Below are 14,419 nucleotides of genomic sequence, written 5' to 3'. Positions count from 1 at the left end.
ACATCGGGATTTTTTTATGTATTCAATCGTTAATGTTCAAAGATATTTTTATCCCCTCGCCTGTAAAGCCAAAGCGTACAATTTCATTTGTTTCACCATCGATAGCAATCCATTAGCACGAGTGGGTGAAAGGTGTTCATTTAGACCTATCTGATCAATAAAGTATAAATCAGCATCCACAATTTCTTTTGCTGTATGACCAGATAGCACCTTTACCATCAAACTCACCAGTCCTTTTGTAATGATAGCATCACTATCGGCAGTGAAATACACTTTTCCATCTTTTACTTCGGGAAAAAGCCACACTTTTGATTGGCATCCTTTGATGATGTAATCATCTTTTTTATGTTCTTCGCTGATTAATGGAACCTCTTTCCCCAATTGAATGATATATTCATATTTTTCCATCCAATCGGTAAAAAAAGAAAAATCATCAATTAATTCATCTTGTATTTCGTTAATAGTCATGACTATTTATATTTTTTAAACTAACATATTAGCTGCTCTTTTTAGACCAGCAACTAAAGCATCTACTTCTTCTTTTGTATTATAAAATGCAAAAGAAGCACGAATCGTACCTGGAATTTCAAACCGATCCATTACAGGTTGCGCACAATGGTGACCTGTACGTACTGCAATACCCAATTTATCCAAGATCACACCCACATCATAAGGGTGAGTACCATCTATCAGGAAAGAAATAACCGAACTTTTATGTGCTGCAGTACCAATAAAACGAATTCCCGGTACAGTTTCCAATTGCTCTTGTGCGTAAGATAATAACTCCTCCTCATAAGCAGCAATCTCGTCGATCCCAATAGCGTTAATATATTCAATAGCAGCATTTAAACATATACCTGCTTCGATATTGGGAGTTCCAGCCTCAAACTTAAATGGTAATTCATTATAAGTTGTTTTTTCAAATGTAACTTCTTTAATCATATCTCCTCCACCTTGATATGGCGGAATTGCATTTAAAGCATCTTCTTTACCGTATAACACGCCTATACCAGTCGGTCCATACATCTTATGTCCAGAGAAAGCAAGAAAATCAACATCTAAATCTTGAACATCAATTTTTACATGCTGGATTGCTTGAGCCGCATCTAATAAAACAGGAACATGATGTTCATGTGCTATTGCGATCATTTCCTTTACAGGGTTGATTGTTCCGAGAGAATTTGAAACATAAGTAAAAGAAGCAATTTTGGTTTTTTCTGAAAAAAGTTTTTTATAGGCCTCGATATCCAGCTCGCCAGCATCATTCATAGGAATCACTTTCAATAGAGCTCCTTTATCTTCGCATAGCATCTGCCAAGGAACAATATTAGAATGATGCTCCATGGCAGAAATAATGATTTCATCTCCAGCAGCAATATTTACTTTACCAAAACAAGTAGCAATAATATTAATACTATGCGTAGTACCTGTAGTGATAATGATTTCATGCTCATGCTTGGCATTAATAAAAGCCTGAATACTCCTTCTGGTCACTTCAAAAGCATCTGTAGAAATTTGACTTAAATAATGAACACCTCTATGTACATTACTATTCATATCTGAATAATAGTGTGTAATTGCATCAATAACAGATTGCGATTTTTGAGTAGTCGCTCCATTATCCAAATAAACTAAAGGCTTTCCATTGACCTCCCTTTTTAAAATGGGAAAATCTGCCCGAACTTTATCTATATCGAAATCTTTCAATTGTTTTTGTTCCATGATATGAACAAAGTTAAGAGTATTTTAGCATAAAAATGTCTTCATTATCTACTTTTTAAATATAGATTAGTATTTAATCCTTACCTATCCATCGAGATAGATTGCTGTTTTTTTTACAATATAAATGTATAAATCTTTCTTTTTATACAATTTTTATTGAAGCTATTTAATTATCTTTGTATTGATATGCAAGAATTACCTCTAAATTTACCCGAAGGCTCAAGAAAAGAAGTGATGAGCTACTTGGAACCGTTCATGCTGAATGAGATGAGCGAGTATTTAAAGCCTGTAGACGAAATGTGGCAACCAGCAGATTTTCTACCGGATGCTTCTAGAGATACATTTTTTGATGAAATTAGAGATTTGCAAGAGAGTGCGAGAGAACTTCCCTATGATTTGGTTGCTGTTTTAGTTGGTGACACCATTACAGAAGAAGCATTACCGACCTATGAATCCTGGTTAACCATGGTAGAAGATGTGGAGAAAAATGAACAAGGTGGTTGGATGAGATGGGTACGTGCTTGGACTGCAGAAGAAAATCGTCATGGAGACCTTTTAAATAAGTATCTTTATTTATCAGGAAGAATTGACATGCGTCAATTCGAGATATCAACCCAGTATTTAATAAAAGATGGTTTTGACATTGGTACAGGTGCCGATCCTTATCGTAACTTTATCTACACTTCTTTTCAAGAATTAGCAACCAACGTTTCTCATAGACGTGTAGCTGGGCTATCTAAGAAAAATGGGGATAAGTTATTAGCAAAGATGTGCGGTGTAATTGCTGCAGATGAAGCACGTCATGCTAAAGCATATATGTCTTTTGTATCTCATGCGTTGGTCGTTGATCCGAGTGAGGTGATGATTGCTTTTGAAGACATGATGCGCAAGAAAATTGTAATGCCAGCTCAATTTTTAAGAGAATCTGGAGAACCACAAGGCGAAGCATTTGCACACTTCTCTGATGCGGCTCAACGTCTTAATATCTATACTGCGATTGATTATGTTGACATTTTAAAAGAGCTTAATGCAGATTGGAAAATAGATCAAGTGAGCGGCTTAAACGAAAAAGGAGAAAAAGCACGGGATTATTTAATGAGACTTCCTGATCGTTTATTACGACTGGCAGATAGAATGAAAATCCCAGAAAAAGAATATAAATTTAAATGGATCTACGATCAGAAATAAAAAAAAGCTCGATATTAAGTATCGAGCTTTTTTTTATCAAAAAATTATCAGTAGAGGATTATTTCACTCCGCTCATCAGTTTCTTCACGATTGGCGATAAAGCAATTAAAACAATCCCTGCAATCAACGAATAGACACCCAATTGTTTGTAGCTATCTGTATAAGTGATCAATTTATCTGCTAAAGAATCTCCTTCTCGAGCTTCTGCCATGCTTGCACCGATTAAACCTGCAACATACTGTCCGTAAGCACTGGCCAAAAACCACATCCCCATCATAATGCCCTGCAGCTTCGCAGGAGATAGCTTCGTCATAATAGATAGACCAATTGGTGATAAACATAACTCTCCCACAGTGATCACCAAAAGTGCTAAGGTGAATACATCTAAAGAGGCAATACCATCCTGTGCAAAAAACTTGGTTCCAAATAGCACATAATAACCTAGCCCAAGAAATATAAATCCTAATCCAAATTTAATAATGGTATTGGGTTCCATTTTTCTTTTCGATAGCCAAATCCATAAAAGACCAAAAATTGGCGCTAAAATAATAATAAAAAATGCTCCTCCAGAGTTGTTTACACCATTTGGATCTAAATGAAATAGACCTCCTAATATGGAATCGTTCAGATTCTTTGCGGCAAAAATACTTAATGAACCACCACTTTGTTCGTAAATACCCCAAAAAATGATAGAAAACAAGATGAAAACTAAAGCTGCAATCAATTTGTTTCTTTCTACCTTATTCAATTTTGTCATTTCATAAAATAGGTAGATTAGTGTCAATGGACCGATCAGATACATAAATATATCCGTATATTCCGTTTTAGAAACCATAACCTGTACCAGTGGAATTAATAATAAGGTACCTATATATACCGCATATTCAGCCCATTTTGGCAATTCCTTGACTTTAACAATCGCATCTGGATGACCGGGTTTCAAACCAATAGGTCCCAAGTGAAACTTAGTAAAATGAAAATTGATAAGACTAATAAGCATACCAACAGCTGCTAAACCAAAGGCTACATTCCAACGATGCGCTTCATCAATAACGGAAGCTAACATATATCCTTTTCCAATAGCTACACAGATATAACCTCCGAGGAATGCTCCTAAATTGATACCTGCATAAAATAAGGAGAATCCTGCATCACGGCGATTATCATCAGATCGATATAGTTCGCCGACCATCGTCGAAATATTAGGTTTGAAGAAACCAGTACCAATAATGATAAAGGCTAGTCCAAAAAAGAAAAATTGATGAGGATCTGTTGCTAATAAGGCACTACCAACAATCATCAAAGTCCCACCCCAGAAAAGGGACTTCCTAAATCCTAAGATCTTATCAGCAAATAATCCACCGATAAATGTAAATGCATATACAAATGCTTGTGTGGCACCGTACTGTAAATTTGCTTCCTTTTCTGCAAAATTAAGCTGAGTGATCATAAAGAAAACTAGCATTCCACGCATTCCGTAGAAGCAAAAACGTTCCCACATTTCGGAGAAAAATAAACTCCAAATCTGCTTTGGATACTTTCCTTTAAATTGTTGAACCTGTTCTAATGTTTGTTGTCCCTGTTTTGACATTTCGATTATTATTAAAAAAGCTTCCTAAAAAGGAAGCTTTATCACATTTTATTATTTAATACCAGGCATTAATTTTTTAATGATGGGATTGAGTATCATTACCAATAAACCTGCTGCTGCTGGAATAGCAGTAAACAAAAAGAAGAAATGACTTAACGAATACTCCTGTTGAATGGTTTCCACTTGCCCACCTAAAACTGCGGCAACTTTTTGCGCAATCGCTATGGCTAAATACCAGATTCCGAACATAAATGCTAACATCCGCGCTGGAACGAGTTTCGAAACATAAGAAAGACCAACTGGTGAAATGAATAACTCTCCTAACGTATGAAACAAATAGGTTAATACTAGAAAAACCATAGATATTTTAACTCCTTCTGCTATTCCCCAAGATCCCAATCCAATAATGAAGTAACCAATAGCTACTAATATCAATCCATAGCCATATTTCATCGCTGCAGAAGGATTGTATTTTGATTCCCATAATTTAGAAACCGTAGAAGCCAGTGCTATAATAAAGAATGAATTCAATGTTGAAAACCAGGAGACCTTAATCTCAGAGACTTCTTTTGAAAACTCATTTTTCAGCATCCAGATTGCTGCTCCCCATATCAAAACAAAACAAATAATAAGGATGATATTTGATAAAGCAATTTTGCTCCAGGTAGCTTTTGCCAATTTCACCAATACCCAAGATATCAGTGCTAAAGGAACAACAGTCAACAAGGCATTCAAAATATTAAAAATTTGAAGCGCACCACCAGATAAACTCCGATCTATATTATCACGTGCAACAAGTACCAGAGATGTTGCTCCCTGCTCAAAGCTCATAAAGAAGAAGATCAAAAAGAATGCTAAGAAAACAACTGCGATCATGCGATCACGCACGATTTTATCGTATCTTTTAATACGCGATGATATCAGATAGATAAAAAGAATCAGAGCAAGAATGATCATCAGATATTGACCTCTCAAAAATGGCAGATCCAGTGCACTAAACATATCAATAATGCCATTTTTGGACAAAGGATCATTAAAAGCATAAAGGAAACCAACGACCGATATAATAGCAATTAAAATATAATCTAGAGTAGTAAATGGATTTCTCTTATCTGCATCAGCTAATAATTGATCTTCCTTATTCATTTCTTTAGACTGGTCTAAGACACCTAAATTGCCCATCAACGGTTTTGCAAATACAAACTGCAATGTACCTAAAAGCATAAAAATACCTGCTAAACCAAAACCCCAGTGCCAACCCTGTGTTTCTGCAACATAACCACATAACATCATGCCAAAGAATGCACCTGCATTGACTCCCATATAAAAGATCGTGTAAGCGCCATCTTTCTTTTCTGGTAAGTCTTTATACATTTCTCCTAAAATTGACGGCATATTGGGTTTAAAAAAGCCTGTACCGATAACTAAACATGCTAAACCAATAAAGAACATGACCTGCGTATCAAAAGCCATAGCAGCGTGACCAATCGTCATGATGATAGAACCAATAATAACGGCCTTTCGCGATCCAATATATTTATCAGCAATAATACCTCCTAATATTGGTGTTAGGTAAAGCATCATCGCGTATGTACCATACAACGCTCCAGCTTGTTCTGCGCTCCAAGCCCATCCGCCTTGTATGACGGTAGCAGTTAAAAATTGGATAAGTAATACCCGCATGCCGTAGAACGAAAAACGTTCCCACATCTCGGTAAAGAAGAGGACAAATAACCCTGACCGTTGTCCTAGAACATTTGATTTATAAAAATCAGAAGTAGTCCCTTCTGAAAATGAAGCCTTAGATGCTTGACCCATATCTATAATTTAAATCTAATTAAGCGTATTGAAAATTTTAATAATAGTCTACAAAGAAACAAAAAACAATCGCATTTTTTACTGAATAATTGTATTATCTCTATTATAAGAGCTCATTTTTGAAACAAAAAGAGACGTTTCAAATGAAACGTCTCTTAAAATAATATATAATGAGCATGGGATTAATTTATACCGTGCATCATTTTCTTTAATACTGGATTTAAAATAAGTAATAATAAAGCTGTTGCCGCTGGAACTATGGCAAAAATCATAAAGAAGTATGACATAGAATGTTCAGCTGTAATTTTATCAATATAGGATCCTAAATATCCACCAATAAAATTAGCAATAGCTGATGCACAGAACCAAAATCCAAATAACAAACCTAATAATTTCTTAGGGGATAGTTTACTTACATAAGATAGTCCAACTGGTGATAAGCATAACTCTCCTGTAGAATGAAAGAAATAAGCTATAATTAACCAAACCATACTCACGGTTGCAGTCTTAGCTCCCTGCGGAATTTCACTTGCACCATAAGCTAATGCAGCAAAACCAACACCGACAAGAAGAAGTCCTAAGGCAAATTTCACCGGCCCTGAAGGATTCCATATTTTTTCCCAAAATTTACTAAAAGAATTAGCCAATGAAATAATAAAAAACGCATTCAAGATCTGGAACCAAGAAGCAGCTACTTCTGTTTCTGTTGCTCCAAACTCCCTAAAAACTTTCCATAGACCTAAACACCAAATAACAATAAATGAAACTCCTGTGAAGATAATCGTTAATGGATATTGTTTATAGATTTTCTTTGCTAGCGTTAGCAACACAATACTCACAATAACCATTGGAGCAATGGTCAAGATCGTATCGATCCATTTGAAAGTAGTAGCTGTATTTCCTGAAAGGACACGTTGCGTATAGTCTTTAGCAAAAATAGACATCGATCCTCCTGCTTGCTCAAATGCTAAAAAGAAAACAATACTTGCGATCATCAAAACAGCAATCACAATCAAACGATCTCTGACCACATTAGCAGGAATCACCTCTTCGGGTTCCTCTTCATGATTTTTGATTTTTTCATCATGGAAAGCTTTAGTCGCTTTTGGAGATTCTCCAATAACACCGAAAATCTTTTGAGCAAAATAAAACTGCAACATACCAAAGAACATGAAAACACCTGCTAATCCAAAACCATAGTGCCAACCTACTTTCTCTCCGATATATCCACATAAAAGCATACCTAAAAATGAACCGGCATTGATACCCATGTAAAATATGGTATAACCAGCATCCTTCTTAGAACTTGCATCGGGGTAAAGATTACCAACCATCGAAGAAATATTGGGTTTAAACATTCCATTACCGAGAATCATTAAACCAAGACCTACGTAAAAGAAATTTGCGTTTATTCCCTCGAAAGCCATAGATAGATGCCCCATTGTCATGATTAGCGCTCCAATTAAAATGGCTTTTTTAAATCCGGTCAATTTATCGGCAATCATACCACCTATCAACGGGGTTAAATAAACCAGTCCCGTATAAAGACCATATAGTTTCATTGCCTCTTCATTACTCCAGCCCCATCCTTTATCAGCAAGGGAACTGATTAAGAAAAGTGTTAATAAAGCACGCATGCCATAATAACTAAACCTTTCCCACATTTCGGTAAAAAATAGGACAAATAATCCCGCAGGATGTCCAATTACCATCTTATCATCCACACCTTGTTTTTTCAAATGGATAACAAGAGCTTCATCTCTTTCTTGATACATATATTTAATAATAGGGTTCTCTAAGTTATAATTTTAGCAAAATAATAAAAAGATATCGAATTAATGAATTCCGTGCATCATTTTCTTGATACCCGAACTACACAAAACTAAAATAATAGCAAATATAAAAGAAACAACGGTAAACATCCCAAAGAAATAAGACATCGAGTGTGTTGCTGTAATATTATCTATGTAAGAGCCTATAAAACCTCCTATAAAATTGGCGATGGCATTTCCACAATACCAGATGCCAAATAGAAGTCCTATTACTTTTTGAGGGGATAATTTACTGACATAAGATAGCCCAACGGGTGATAAACAAAGTTCCCCAACGGTCTGTAAAAAATAAGCCAGTACCAGCCAAATCATACTAACAGATGCTGTTTTTGCTCCCGGAGGTATAGCTAAACTTCCATAGGATAATGCGGCAAAACTTAAACCAACAATTGCCAAACCCAATGCTAGCTTAATGGGACCTGAAGGATTCCATACCTTTTCCCAAATCCGACTAAAAGAAGTTGCTAAAGTGATGATAAAAAATGAATTCAACATAGGAAACCAAGATACAGTGACTTCGGAACTTAGAGAATTAAATTCTCGATATAATTTCCAACCGCAAAGCACCCAGATGATCGCGAATGACAGTCCTGAGCAGATGACAATAAGGGGATACTTAAACCAGATTTTTTTTGCTAACGCAAACAAAACTGCCGATACAACAAGAATTGGAAAAACAGTCAAAGCTGCATCGACCCACTTAAAAAGGACTGCAGTTTGGCCTTCTAAAATACGTTGTGTATAATTCTTTGCAAAAATAGTCATCGAACCTCCAGCCTGTTCAAAAGCCAAGTGAAAGATGATGCTTGCAAACATGAAAATACCGATCACGATTAATCTGTCGCGAGTAACATGTGCTGGTGTTGTTACCTCACTCTTATCCTTTACTTCTTTTATTTCCTTCTCTTTAGTCGACTGTGGAGTATCACCGATAATGCCAAATATTTTTTGAGCGAAGAAAAATTGCAACATGCCCAAGAACATAAATATACCTGCTAAACCAAATCCAAAATGCCAACCCACCTTTTCTCCGATATATCCACAAAGCATCATTCCTAAAAACGCTCCGCCATTAATACCCATATAAAAAATGGTATAACCGGCATCTTTCTTACTACTGGAATCTGGATAGAGCTTTCCAACCATGGAGGCAATATTGGGTTTAAACATACCATTGCCCAAAATCATCAAAATCAATCCAAGAAAGAAAAAATGAGTATGAATTCCTTCCAAGGCCATAGCAGCGTGGCCAGCAGTCATAGTTACCGCACCAATTAGAATGGCTTTTTTATAACCCAACAGACGGTCTGCAATTACTCCTCCAAGCAGCGGTGTTAAAAATACAAAACCCGTATAAAGTCCATACAACTTCATCGCCTCTTCATTACTCCACCCCCATCCTCCATGTGCAATTTCACTTATCAGAAAAATTGTTAGTAAGGCACGCATGCCGTAATAGCTGAAACGCTCCCACATCTCAGTAAAAAATAAGACAAATAGACCAGCAGGATGTCCTTTTACTAAAATATTATCGACTTGCAGTTGCTCCAAATGTGAAACAAGGGCTTCATCTTTTAATTGATTCATAGGTATGGTTTGTTTTTTTATTGATTGTTTCTAAAGGTGCTGCAAAATACTAATTTAATTCAGTTGCTGAATTAAATTAGTATTTTATTGGCTTAAATTTCGCTATTCGTTTACCACATGTAAGATCTGTGGATATTTCGATTGATAATCGTTCAACCCCAACTTATACGAAATGGTAGATCTTTAGACAACGATTTTCATCTTTGAATTTCTAACAAGTCTAATGGGTACTAGGAGAAAATAACGATCACAAAAAAAGGGAAAATCAATAATAGATCTCCCCCTTTTAATATATAGATATTGATGGTAAAATTTCATACCACAATTACCATATCATAATTAAATTGTAGGACGCAAACGCTCCAATAATTTTTTTGTTGCAAAAATACCTTCTTCTTCACTAAGCTTACTTCCTTCGTATTCAATACCGATGTAACCTTTAAATTTAGCATCTTTTACTATTTTAAGCATTCGTGCATAATCGATTTGAGTCTCATTACCATTAGCATCAAAATCATGTGTTTTAGCACTCACTCCTTTGGCGTACGGCATTAAATCTGCTACTCCCTGATAACGATCGTACTCATAAAAATTACCTAAATCTGGTAAACTTCCACAATTTTTCTTACCGACAGTTTTTAAAGTATCTGCCAACCAATCACCATGAGATGAGATCCCACCATGGTTTTCAACGATAACACTGATCTTTGATTTTTTACCGTAATCGGCTAATGTTGAAAGACTGTCAACCACCGCCTTTTTCACTTCCTCAGGAGTTCCTTTACCAGCAGCATTTACACGTACAGCGTGACAACCTAAAAAGTGAGCCGCATCAATCCATTTGTAATGATTTTCTACAGCTTGTTTACGTTTGGTTGCGTCTTCATCTCCTAGATTGCCTTCACCATCGATCATAATCAATACATTGCGAACTCCATTATCTTTCGCGCGATTATTTAGATCTTTCAAATAAGTCATGTCTTTCGCTTTATCTTTGAAAAAGGCATTTACATATTCTACGCCATAAATTCCAAATTTTTTAGCTGCTAGCTCTGGGAAATCAATATTTTTTAGATCCCCCTTAAAAAGGGTTTTGTGCAATGACCATTCGGCCAGTGAAATATCAAACCAGTTCTTCGGAGCAGCGAGCAAATCTAAGCTCGGCATTAACGCTACTCCTGCAGCAGTTAAACCCAAATTTTTGAGAAAATCTCTTCTTGAATTCATAATTTTAGTATTTAGTTTAAGTTCTTTTAAATATTACCCCAGCCAGTTGTTAGTACATCTACCAAATGAATAGTTCTGATCGGCAATTTATATTGGTCGATATAGGCTTGTAACTGTAACAAACAGGAGGCATCTGTCGAAATGATATAATCTGCACGCATATCAAGAGCATTTCTCACTTTTTGCTCTGCCATCGCAGACGATATACCTTCAAATTTAACAGCAAATGTACCTCCAAAGCCACAGCAAACTTCACTATCCTTAACTTCCACCATTTCTAAGCCAAGTACTTTACTCAATAGGCGCCTGGGCTCCTCTTTGATTTTACATTCGCGCAATGCTGAGCATGCATCATGATAAACTCCGATTCCTTCCAATTCTGCTCCAAAATAATCTTTCTTTACTACATTGACTAAAAAATCAGAAATTTCAAATATATTTTTTTGGATCGATCGACAGTGCGATTGCTCAATGGAGCCCGTGAACAAATCATTATAACTATGTTTGACCATACCCGTACATGATGCCGATGGAGAAACTATATAATGATCTGCACTAAAATCCTTTAAAAACTTTTGCCCAACTATCGTTGCTTCATCCCAAAAACCAGCATTATAAGCTGGTTGACCACAACACGTTTGCTCAGCATTATACGTAACTTCACATCCTGCTTTCTCTAACAATCGTATGGTATTAAAAGCCGTTTCCGGATACAACTGATCAATAAAACAAGGAACAAAAAGTTCAACTTTCATATCGTATATTCTTAAATTTAAATTTAGGATTTATTATATCGCAATAGACGAATTAATAGTAACAATCCAATTATAAAAAATAAAGATAAGGATAATGCCGAATATCTGATATTGTGTGTGATTTGTTCTATCATCGCGAATGAAAATAATCCTACAACAATGGCTATTTTTTCCGTCACGTCATAAAAGGAGAAAAATGCGGTCGTATCTTGTATATCTTCAGGAATTAACTTTGAAAATGTCGATCTGGAAAGTGATTGAATGCCCCCCATAACCAAACCAACTAAGGCCGCTAATATGTAAAACTGAATCTCTGTTGTGAGAAAATAAGCTGAAATACAGATACTGATCCAAATCACAACGACTAACATTAATACTTTAACATTTCCAATACGAGCAGAAATAGCAGACATAATGAATGCTCCGGCTATCGCAACAAGTTGAATTAAGAGAATGGTTCCTATTAATTTAGTAGCTCCCAAATGTAGCACTTTCTCCCCGAAAGCAGATGCTACGATCATCAAAGTCTGCACACCGATACTATAAAAGAAAAATGCAGGTAAAAACTTTTTTATTTCTGGAATTTGTTGAATATGTCCCCAAACAGAACTAATTTCAGCTTTTACTTTTTCAACTAATGATAAGCCTTCTCCTTTTCTTGTTGCAGGAATATTAGGAAGATATTTAAATGGAATAAGTGAAAACCCTAACCACCAGAGTCCAACCATTAAAAATGAAATCCTTGCGGGCAAAGATGTGTCCGATATGCCAAACCATTCGGGTTTCAGGACAACAATAAAACACAAAATCTGCAACGTCACACATCCGACATAACCATATGAAAAACCTTGCGCACTCACTTTATCTTGCTGATCAACAGACGCAATAAGAGGTAAATATGAATTGTTAAAGAGAACACCGCCAATATAACCCATAGCAGCTATTACAAAACAGATAATACCGATTTCTAACGTTTCTAACTTAAAGAAAAACAGTCCCATACAAGCGATTGCTCCCGCTGTAGTAAAAAATTTCATAATTTGTTTCTTCTTTCCGTTGGCATCAGCATAGGACGAAATAAAAGGCAGCGTCAATGCCATGACCAAGTAAGCAACCGCCAAAGCAAAGTTTGATAGGGCCGTATTGACAAACTCAGCACCAAAGAAACGTACGACGTCACCATGCTCTTTTGTATTCGTAATTGTGGTATAATAAACAGGAAAAATAGTCGAGGTTATAACCAAGTTATAGGCTGAATTAGCCCAATCAAACATCGCCCATGAGCGAATTAATTTTTTATTATTTTTTTGAATGACAGACATACTTGAGGTTTAGTTGATAAAAATAATGATTAACCCATATAAACTGAAATATTAATAATTTTGCCTGATATAAGTCATGATATTAACCATTTCCTTTCTAATATTACTCCCTTTTTCATCAATAAAATTGTTATTCAGAAAAGAAAACGCGAGTCTTTTACCTGATCTTGTGATTAAGTAACCACTTTGACAATATACGGAAGTGATCGTACCTGTTTTTGCAAATATAAAAGGAACACCCAGATCTTTACTATAAGCTCTTTTCAATGTACCATCAACACCGCCAGCAGAAAATAGTTTAAATCTTTTCGTTTCATCTGGAATTTTATTCTTTATAGCAACTAAAACATCGACCATGCTTTGGGGGCTTATTTTATTGTAGGATGATAATCCTGATCCATCATGGAGAACATTCTCATCAGAATAATATTTATAGTAATTATCCTGCATCCAATTTCGAACTAAATAGGTGTCAAATTTTTTAAAGTTCTGTAGCGATGCCATCATTAGAATTTGTTCTGCTAGATAGTTATCACTTGGTAACATCATTTCACGTAAAACATAATTTGTAGCATTAGAATATAATGTTTTTACATCTATGGGCTTATTATAATCAATGATTTGTATTTTTTTATTTAGTGTATCAGACAATAATTTAATAGCCAGATCATCCGAGTATTTAAATGGGATTTCATTCACATAATTGGCAGGAATATTTTCTCGAGATTGTAAAAATTCATTTTCAGTAAATGATCGACTCAATGCAAATTGACCTTTGTCAAGCATGGGTTGTATGGCTTGCTTATCTTGAAAATAAGCTGGAACGATACTCATTTTATTATTTCCGGTCGCTCGAAAGGTAACCACGTTTCCATAAATAGGTAAAACGGCAATTTCAGGTTGATAATATGCATCGAAATCATCCATAGACCACCCAGCAGCAAAAAATCGATTTCGCATCGGACTTGGAACATAGAATAGTTTTTTATCTGTTTTCTTTAGAAAATTATAAACGATGTGAGAGTCCATTTTACTATGTAAAAATGTCGGATCACCTGTTCCCCAAAATAAAAGAGAGTCACCTTTTTCTACATATTGCAATCCTGGAATAGAATCACCCAATAACTCTAAAGCGGCATAAAGTGTGAACACCTTTGTATTGGAAGCTGGTGTAAAATGCTTGTGCCCATTGATATCGACAACAAATCGATTACTATCCAAATCGTACAAGGAAAATCCAAAAAAGTGATCGTTAAGTATTGGGGATTGCTGTAGTTTAGTATAAACGTCATTATACTGTTGGGCAAAAGAACTAAAACTATATGTACCTACAGCTAGAAAAAAAAGTATCTTCTTTAAAAATTTCATCAGCGTAAA

General features: G+C 35.6%; 11 protein-coding genes. 1 reads left to right on the top strand and 10 read right to left on the bottom strand.

Features of this window, described 5'->3' with window-relative positions:
- Positions 1 to 48: 48 nt before the first annotated feature.
- Positions 49 to 468 carry a SufE family protein gene (locus B3P23_RS00255; protein WP_045753214.1) on the bottom strand — a complete coding sequence of 140 codons (420 nt, stop codon included), beginning with the start codon at positions 466 to 468 and terminating at the stop codon, positions 49 to 51.
- A 15-nt stretch (positions 469 to 483) separates the two neighbouring features.
- Positions 484 to 1,722 (bottom strand): cysteine desulfurase, encoded by a 1,239-nt coding sequence (locus B3P23_RS00250; RefSeq protein ID WP_260946542.1) that lies wholly within the window; start codon positions 1,720 to 1,722, stop codon positions 484 to 486.
- Between the two features lie 186 nt (positions 1,723 to 1,908).
- Between B3P23_RS00250 and B3P23_RS00245 the strand changes: the two genes are divergently transcribed.
- Entirely contained in the window at positions 1,909 to 2,910 is a 1,002-nt protein-coding gene (locus B3P23_RS00245; RefSeq protein ID WP_045753215.1) for an acyl-ACP desaturase, read from the top strand.
- 58 nt (positions 2,911 to 2,968) lie between these two features.
- Here B3P23_RS00245 and B3P23_RS00240 read toward each other — a convergent pair whose 3' ends face one another.
- The 8 genes from B3P23_RS00240 to B3P23_RS00205 all read right to left on the bottom strand — a co-directional run bounded on the left by B3P23_RS00240 (position 2,969) and on the right by B3P23_RS00205 (position 14,410).
- Complete coding sequence (locus B3P23_RS00240) at positions 2,969 to 4,501, bottom strand: peptide MFS transporter (RefSeq protein WP_045753216.1); 1,533 nt, start codon at positions 4,499 to 4,501, stop codon at positions 2,969 to 2,971.
- A gap of 51 nt (positions 4,502 to 4,552) precedes the next feature.
- Positions 4,553 to 6,319: a peptide MFS transporter gene (locus B3P23_RS00235; protein WP_045753217.1), complete on the bottom strand. Its 1,767-nt coding sequence runs from the start codon at positions 6,317 to 6,319 to the stop codon at positions 4,553 to 4,555.
- Between the two features lie 182 nt (positions 6,320 to 6,501).
- Positions 6,502 to 8,094 (bottom strand): peptide MFS transporter, encoded by a 1,593-nt coding sequence (locus B3P23_RS00230; RefSeq protein WP_045753218.1) that lies wholly within the window; start codon positions 8,092 to 8,094, stop codon positions 6,502 to 6,504.
- 60 nt (positions 8,095 to 8,154) lie between these two features.
- Positions 8,155 to 9,738, bottom strand: a complete 1,584-nt coding sequence (locus B3P23_RS00225; protein ID WP_084405294.1) for a peptide MFS transporter — start codon at positions 9,736 to 9,738, stop codon at positions 8,155 to 8,157.
- 339 nt (positions 9,739 to 10,077) lie between these two features.
- Entirely contained in the window at positions 10,078 to 10,965 is an 888-nt protein-coding gene (locus tag B3P23_RS00220; RefSeq protein WP_045753219.1) for a sugar phosphate isomerase/epimerase family protein, read from the bottom strand.
- Between the two features lie 26 nt (positions 10,966 to 10,991).
- Positions 10,992 to 11,720, bottom strand: coding sequence for a (Fe-S)-binding protein (locus tag B3P23_RS00215; protein ID WP_045753220.1), 729 nt, complete (start codon positions 11,718 to 11,720; stop codon positions 10,992 to 10,994).
- Between the two features lie 23 nt (positions 11,721 to 11,743).
- Positions 11,744 to 13,042, bottom strand: a complete 1,299-nt coding sequence (locus B3P23_RS00210) for an MFS transporter (protein ID WP_293923503.1) — start codon at positions 13,040 to 13,042, stop codon at positions 11,744 to 11,746.
- 51 nt (positions 13,043 to 13,093) lie between these two features.
- Entirely contained in the window at positions 13,094 to 14,410 is a 1,317-nt protein-coding gene (locus B3P23_RS00205) for a D-alanyl-D-alanine carboxypeptidase (protein WP_293923501.1), read from the bottom strand.
- Between the last annotated feature and the right edge of the window lie 9 nt (positions 14,411 to 14,419).

This window comes from Sphingobacterium sp. UBA6320 (genome assembly GCF_002440335.1).
Classification (GTDB): Bacteria; Bacteroidota; Bacteroidia; order Sphingobacteriales; family Sphingobacteriaceae; genus Sphingobacterium.
This window is presented reverse-complemented; position numbering and strand designations above follow the sequence as displayed.

What these genes read in the sequence shown, in the direction of transcription:
- B3P23_RS00210 (WP_293923503.1), bottom strand. Translation starts at nt 13,042, where the DNA reads ATGTCTGTCATTCAAAAAAATAATAAAAAATTAATTCGCTCATGGGCG.
- B3P23_RS00225 (WP_084405294.1), bottom strand. Translation starts at nt 9,738, where the DNA reads ATGAATCAATTAAAAGATGAAGCCCTTGTTTCACATTTGGAGCAACTG.
- B3P23_RS00220 (WP_045753219.1), bottom strand. Translation starts at nt 10,965, where the DNA reads ATGAATTCAAGAAGAGATTTTCTCAAAAATTTGGGTTTAACTGCTGCA.
- B3P23_RS00235 (WP_045753217.1), bottom strand. Translation starts at nt 6,319, where the DNA reads ATGGGTCAAGCATCTAAGGCTTCATTTTCAGAAGGGACTACTTCTGAT.
- B3P23_RS00250 (WP_260946542.1), bottom strand. Translation starts at nt 1,722, where the DNA reads ATGGAACAAAAACAATTGAAAGATTTCGATATAGATAAAGTTCGGGCA.
- B3P23_RS00215 (WP_045753220.1), bottom strand. Translation starts at nt 11,720, where the DNA reads ATGAAAGTTGAACTTTTTGTTCCTTGTTTTATTGATCAGTTGTATCCG.
- B3P23_RS00255 (WP_045753214.1), bottom strand. Translation starts at nt 468, where the DNA reads ATGACTATTAACGAAATACAAGATGAATTAATTGATGATTTTTCTTTT.
- B3P23_RS00230 (WP_045753218.1), bottom strand. Translation starts at nt 8,094, where the DNA reads ATGTATCAAGAAAGAGATGAAGCTCTTGTTATCCATTTGAAAAAACAA.
- B3P23_RS00205 (WP_293923501.1), bottom strand. Translation starts at nt 14,410, where the DNA reads ATGAAATTTTTAAAGAAGATACTTTTTTTTCTAGCTGTAGGTACATAT.
- B3P23_RS00245 (WP_045753215.1), top strand. Translation starts at nt 1,909, where the DNA reads ATGCAAGAATTACCTCTAAATTTACCCGAAGGCTCAAGAAAAGAAGTG.
- B3P23_RS00240 (WP_045753216.1), bottom strand. Translation starts at nt 4,501, where the DNA reads ATGTCAAAACAGGGACAACAAACATTAGAACAGGTTCAACAATTTAAA.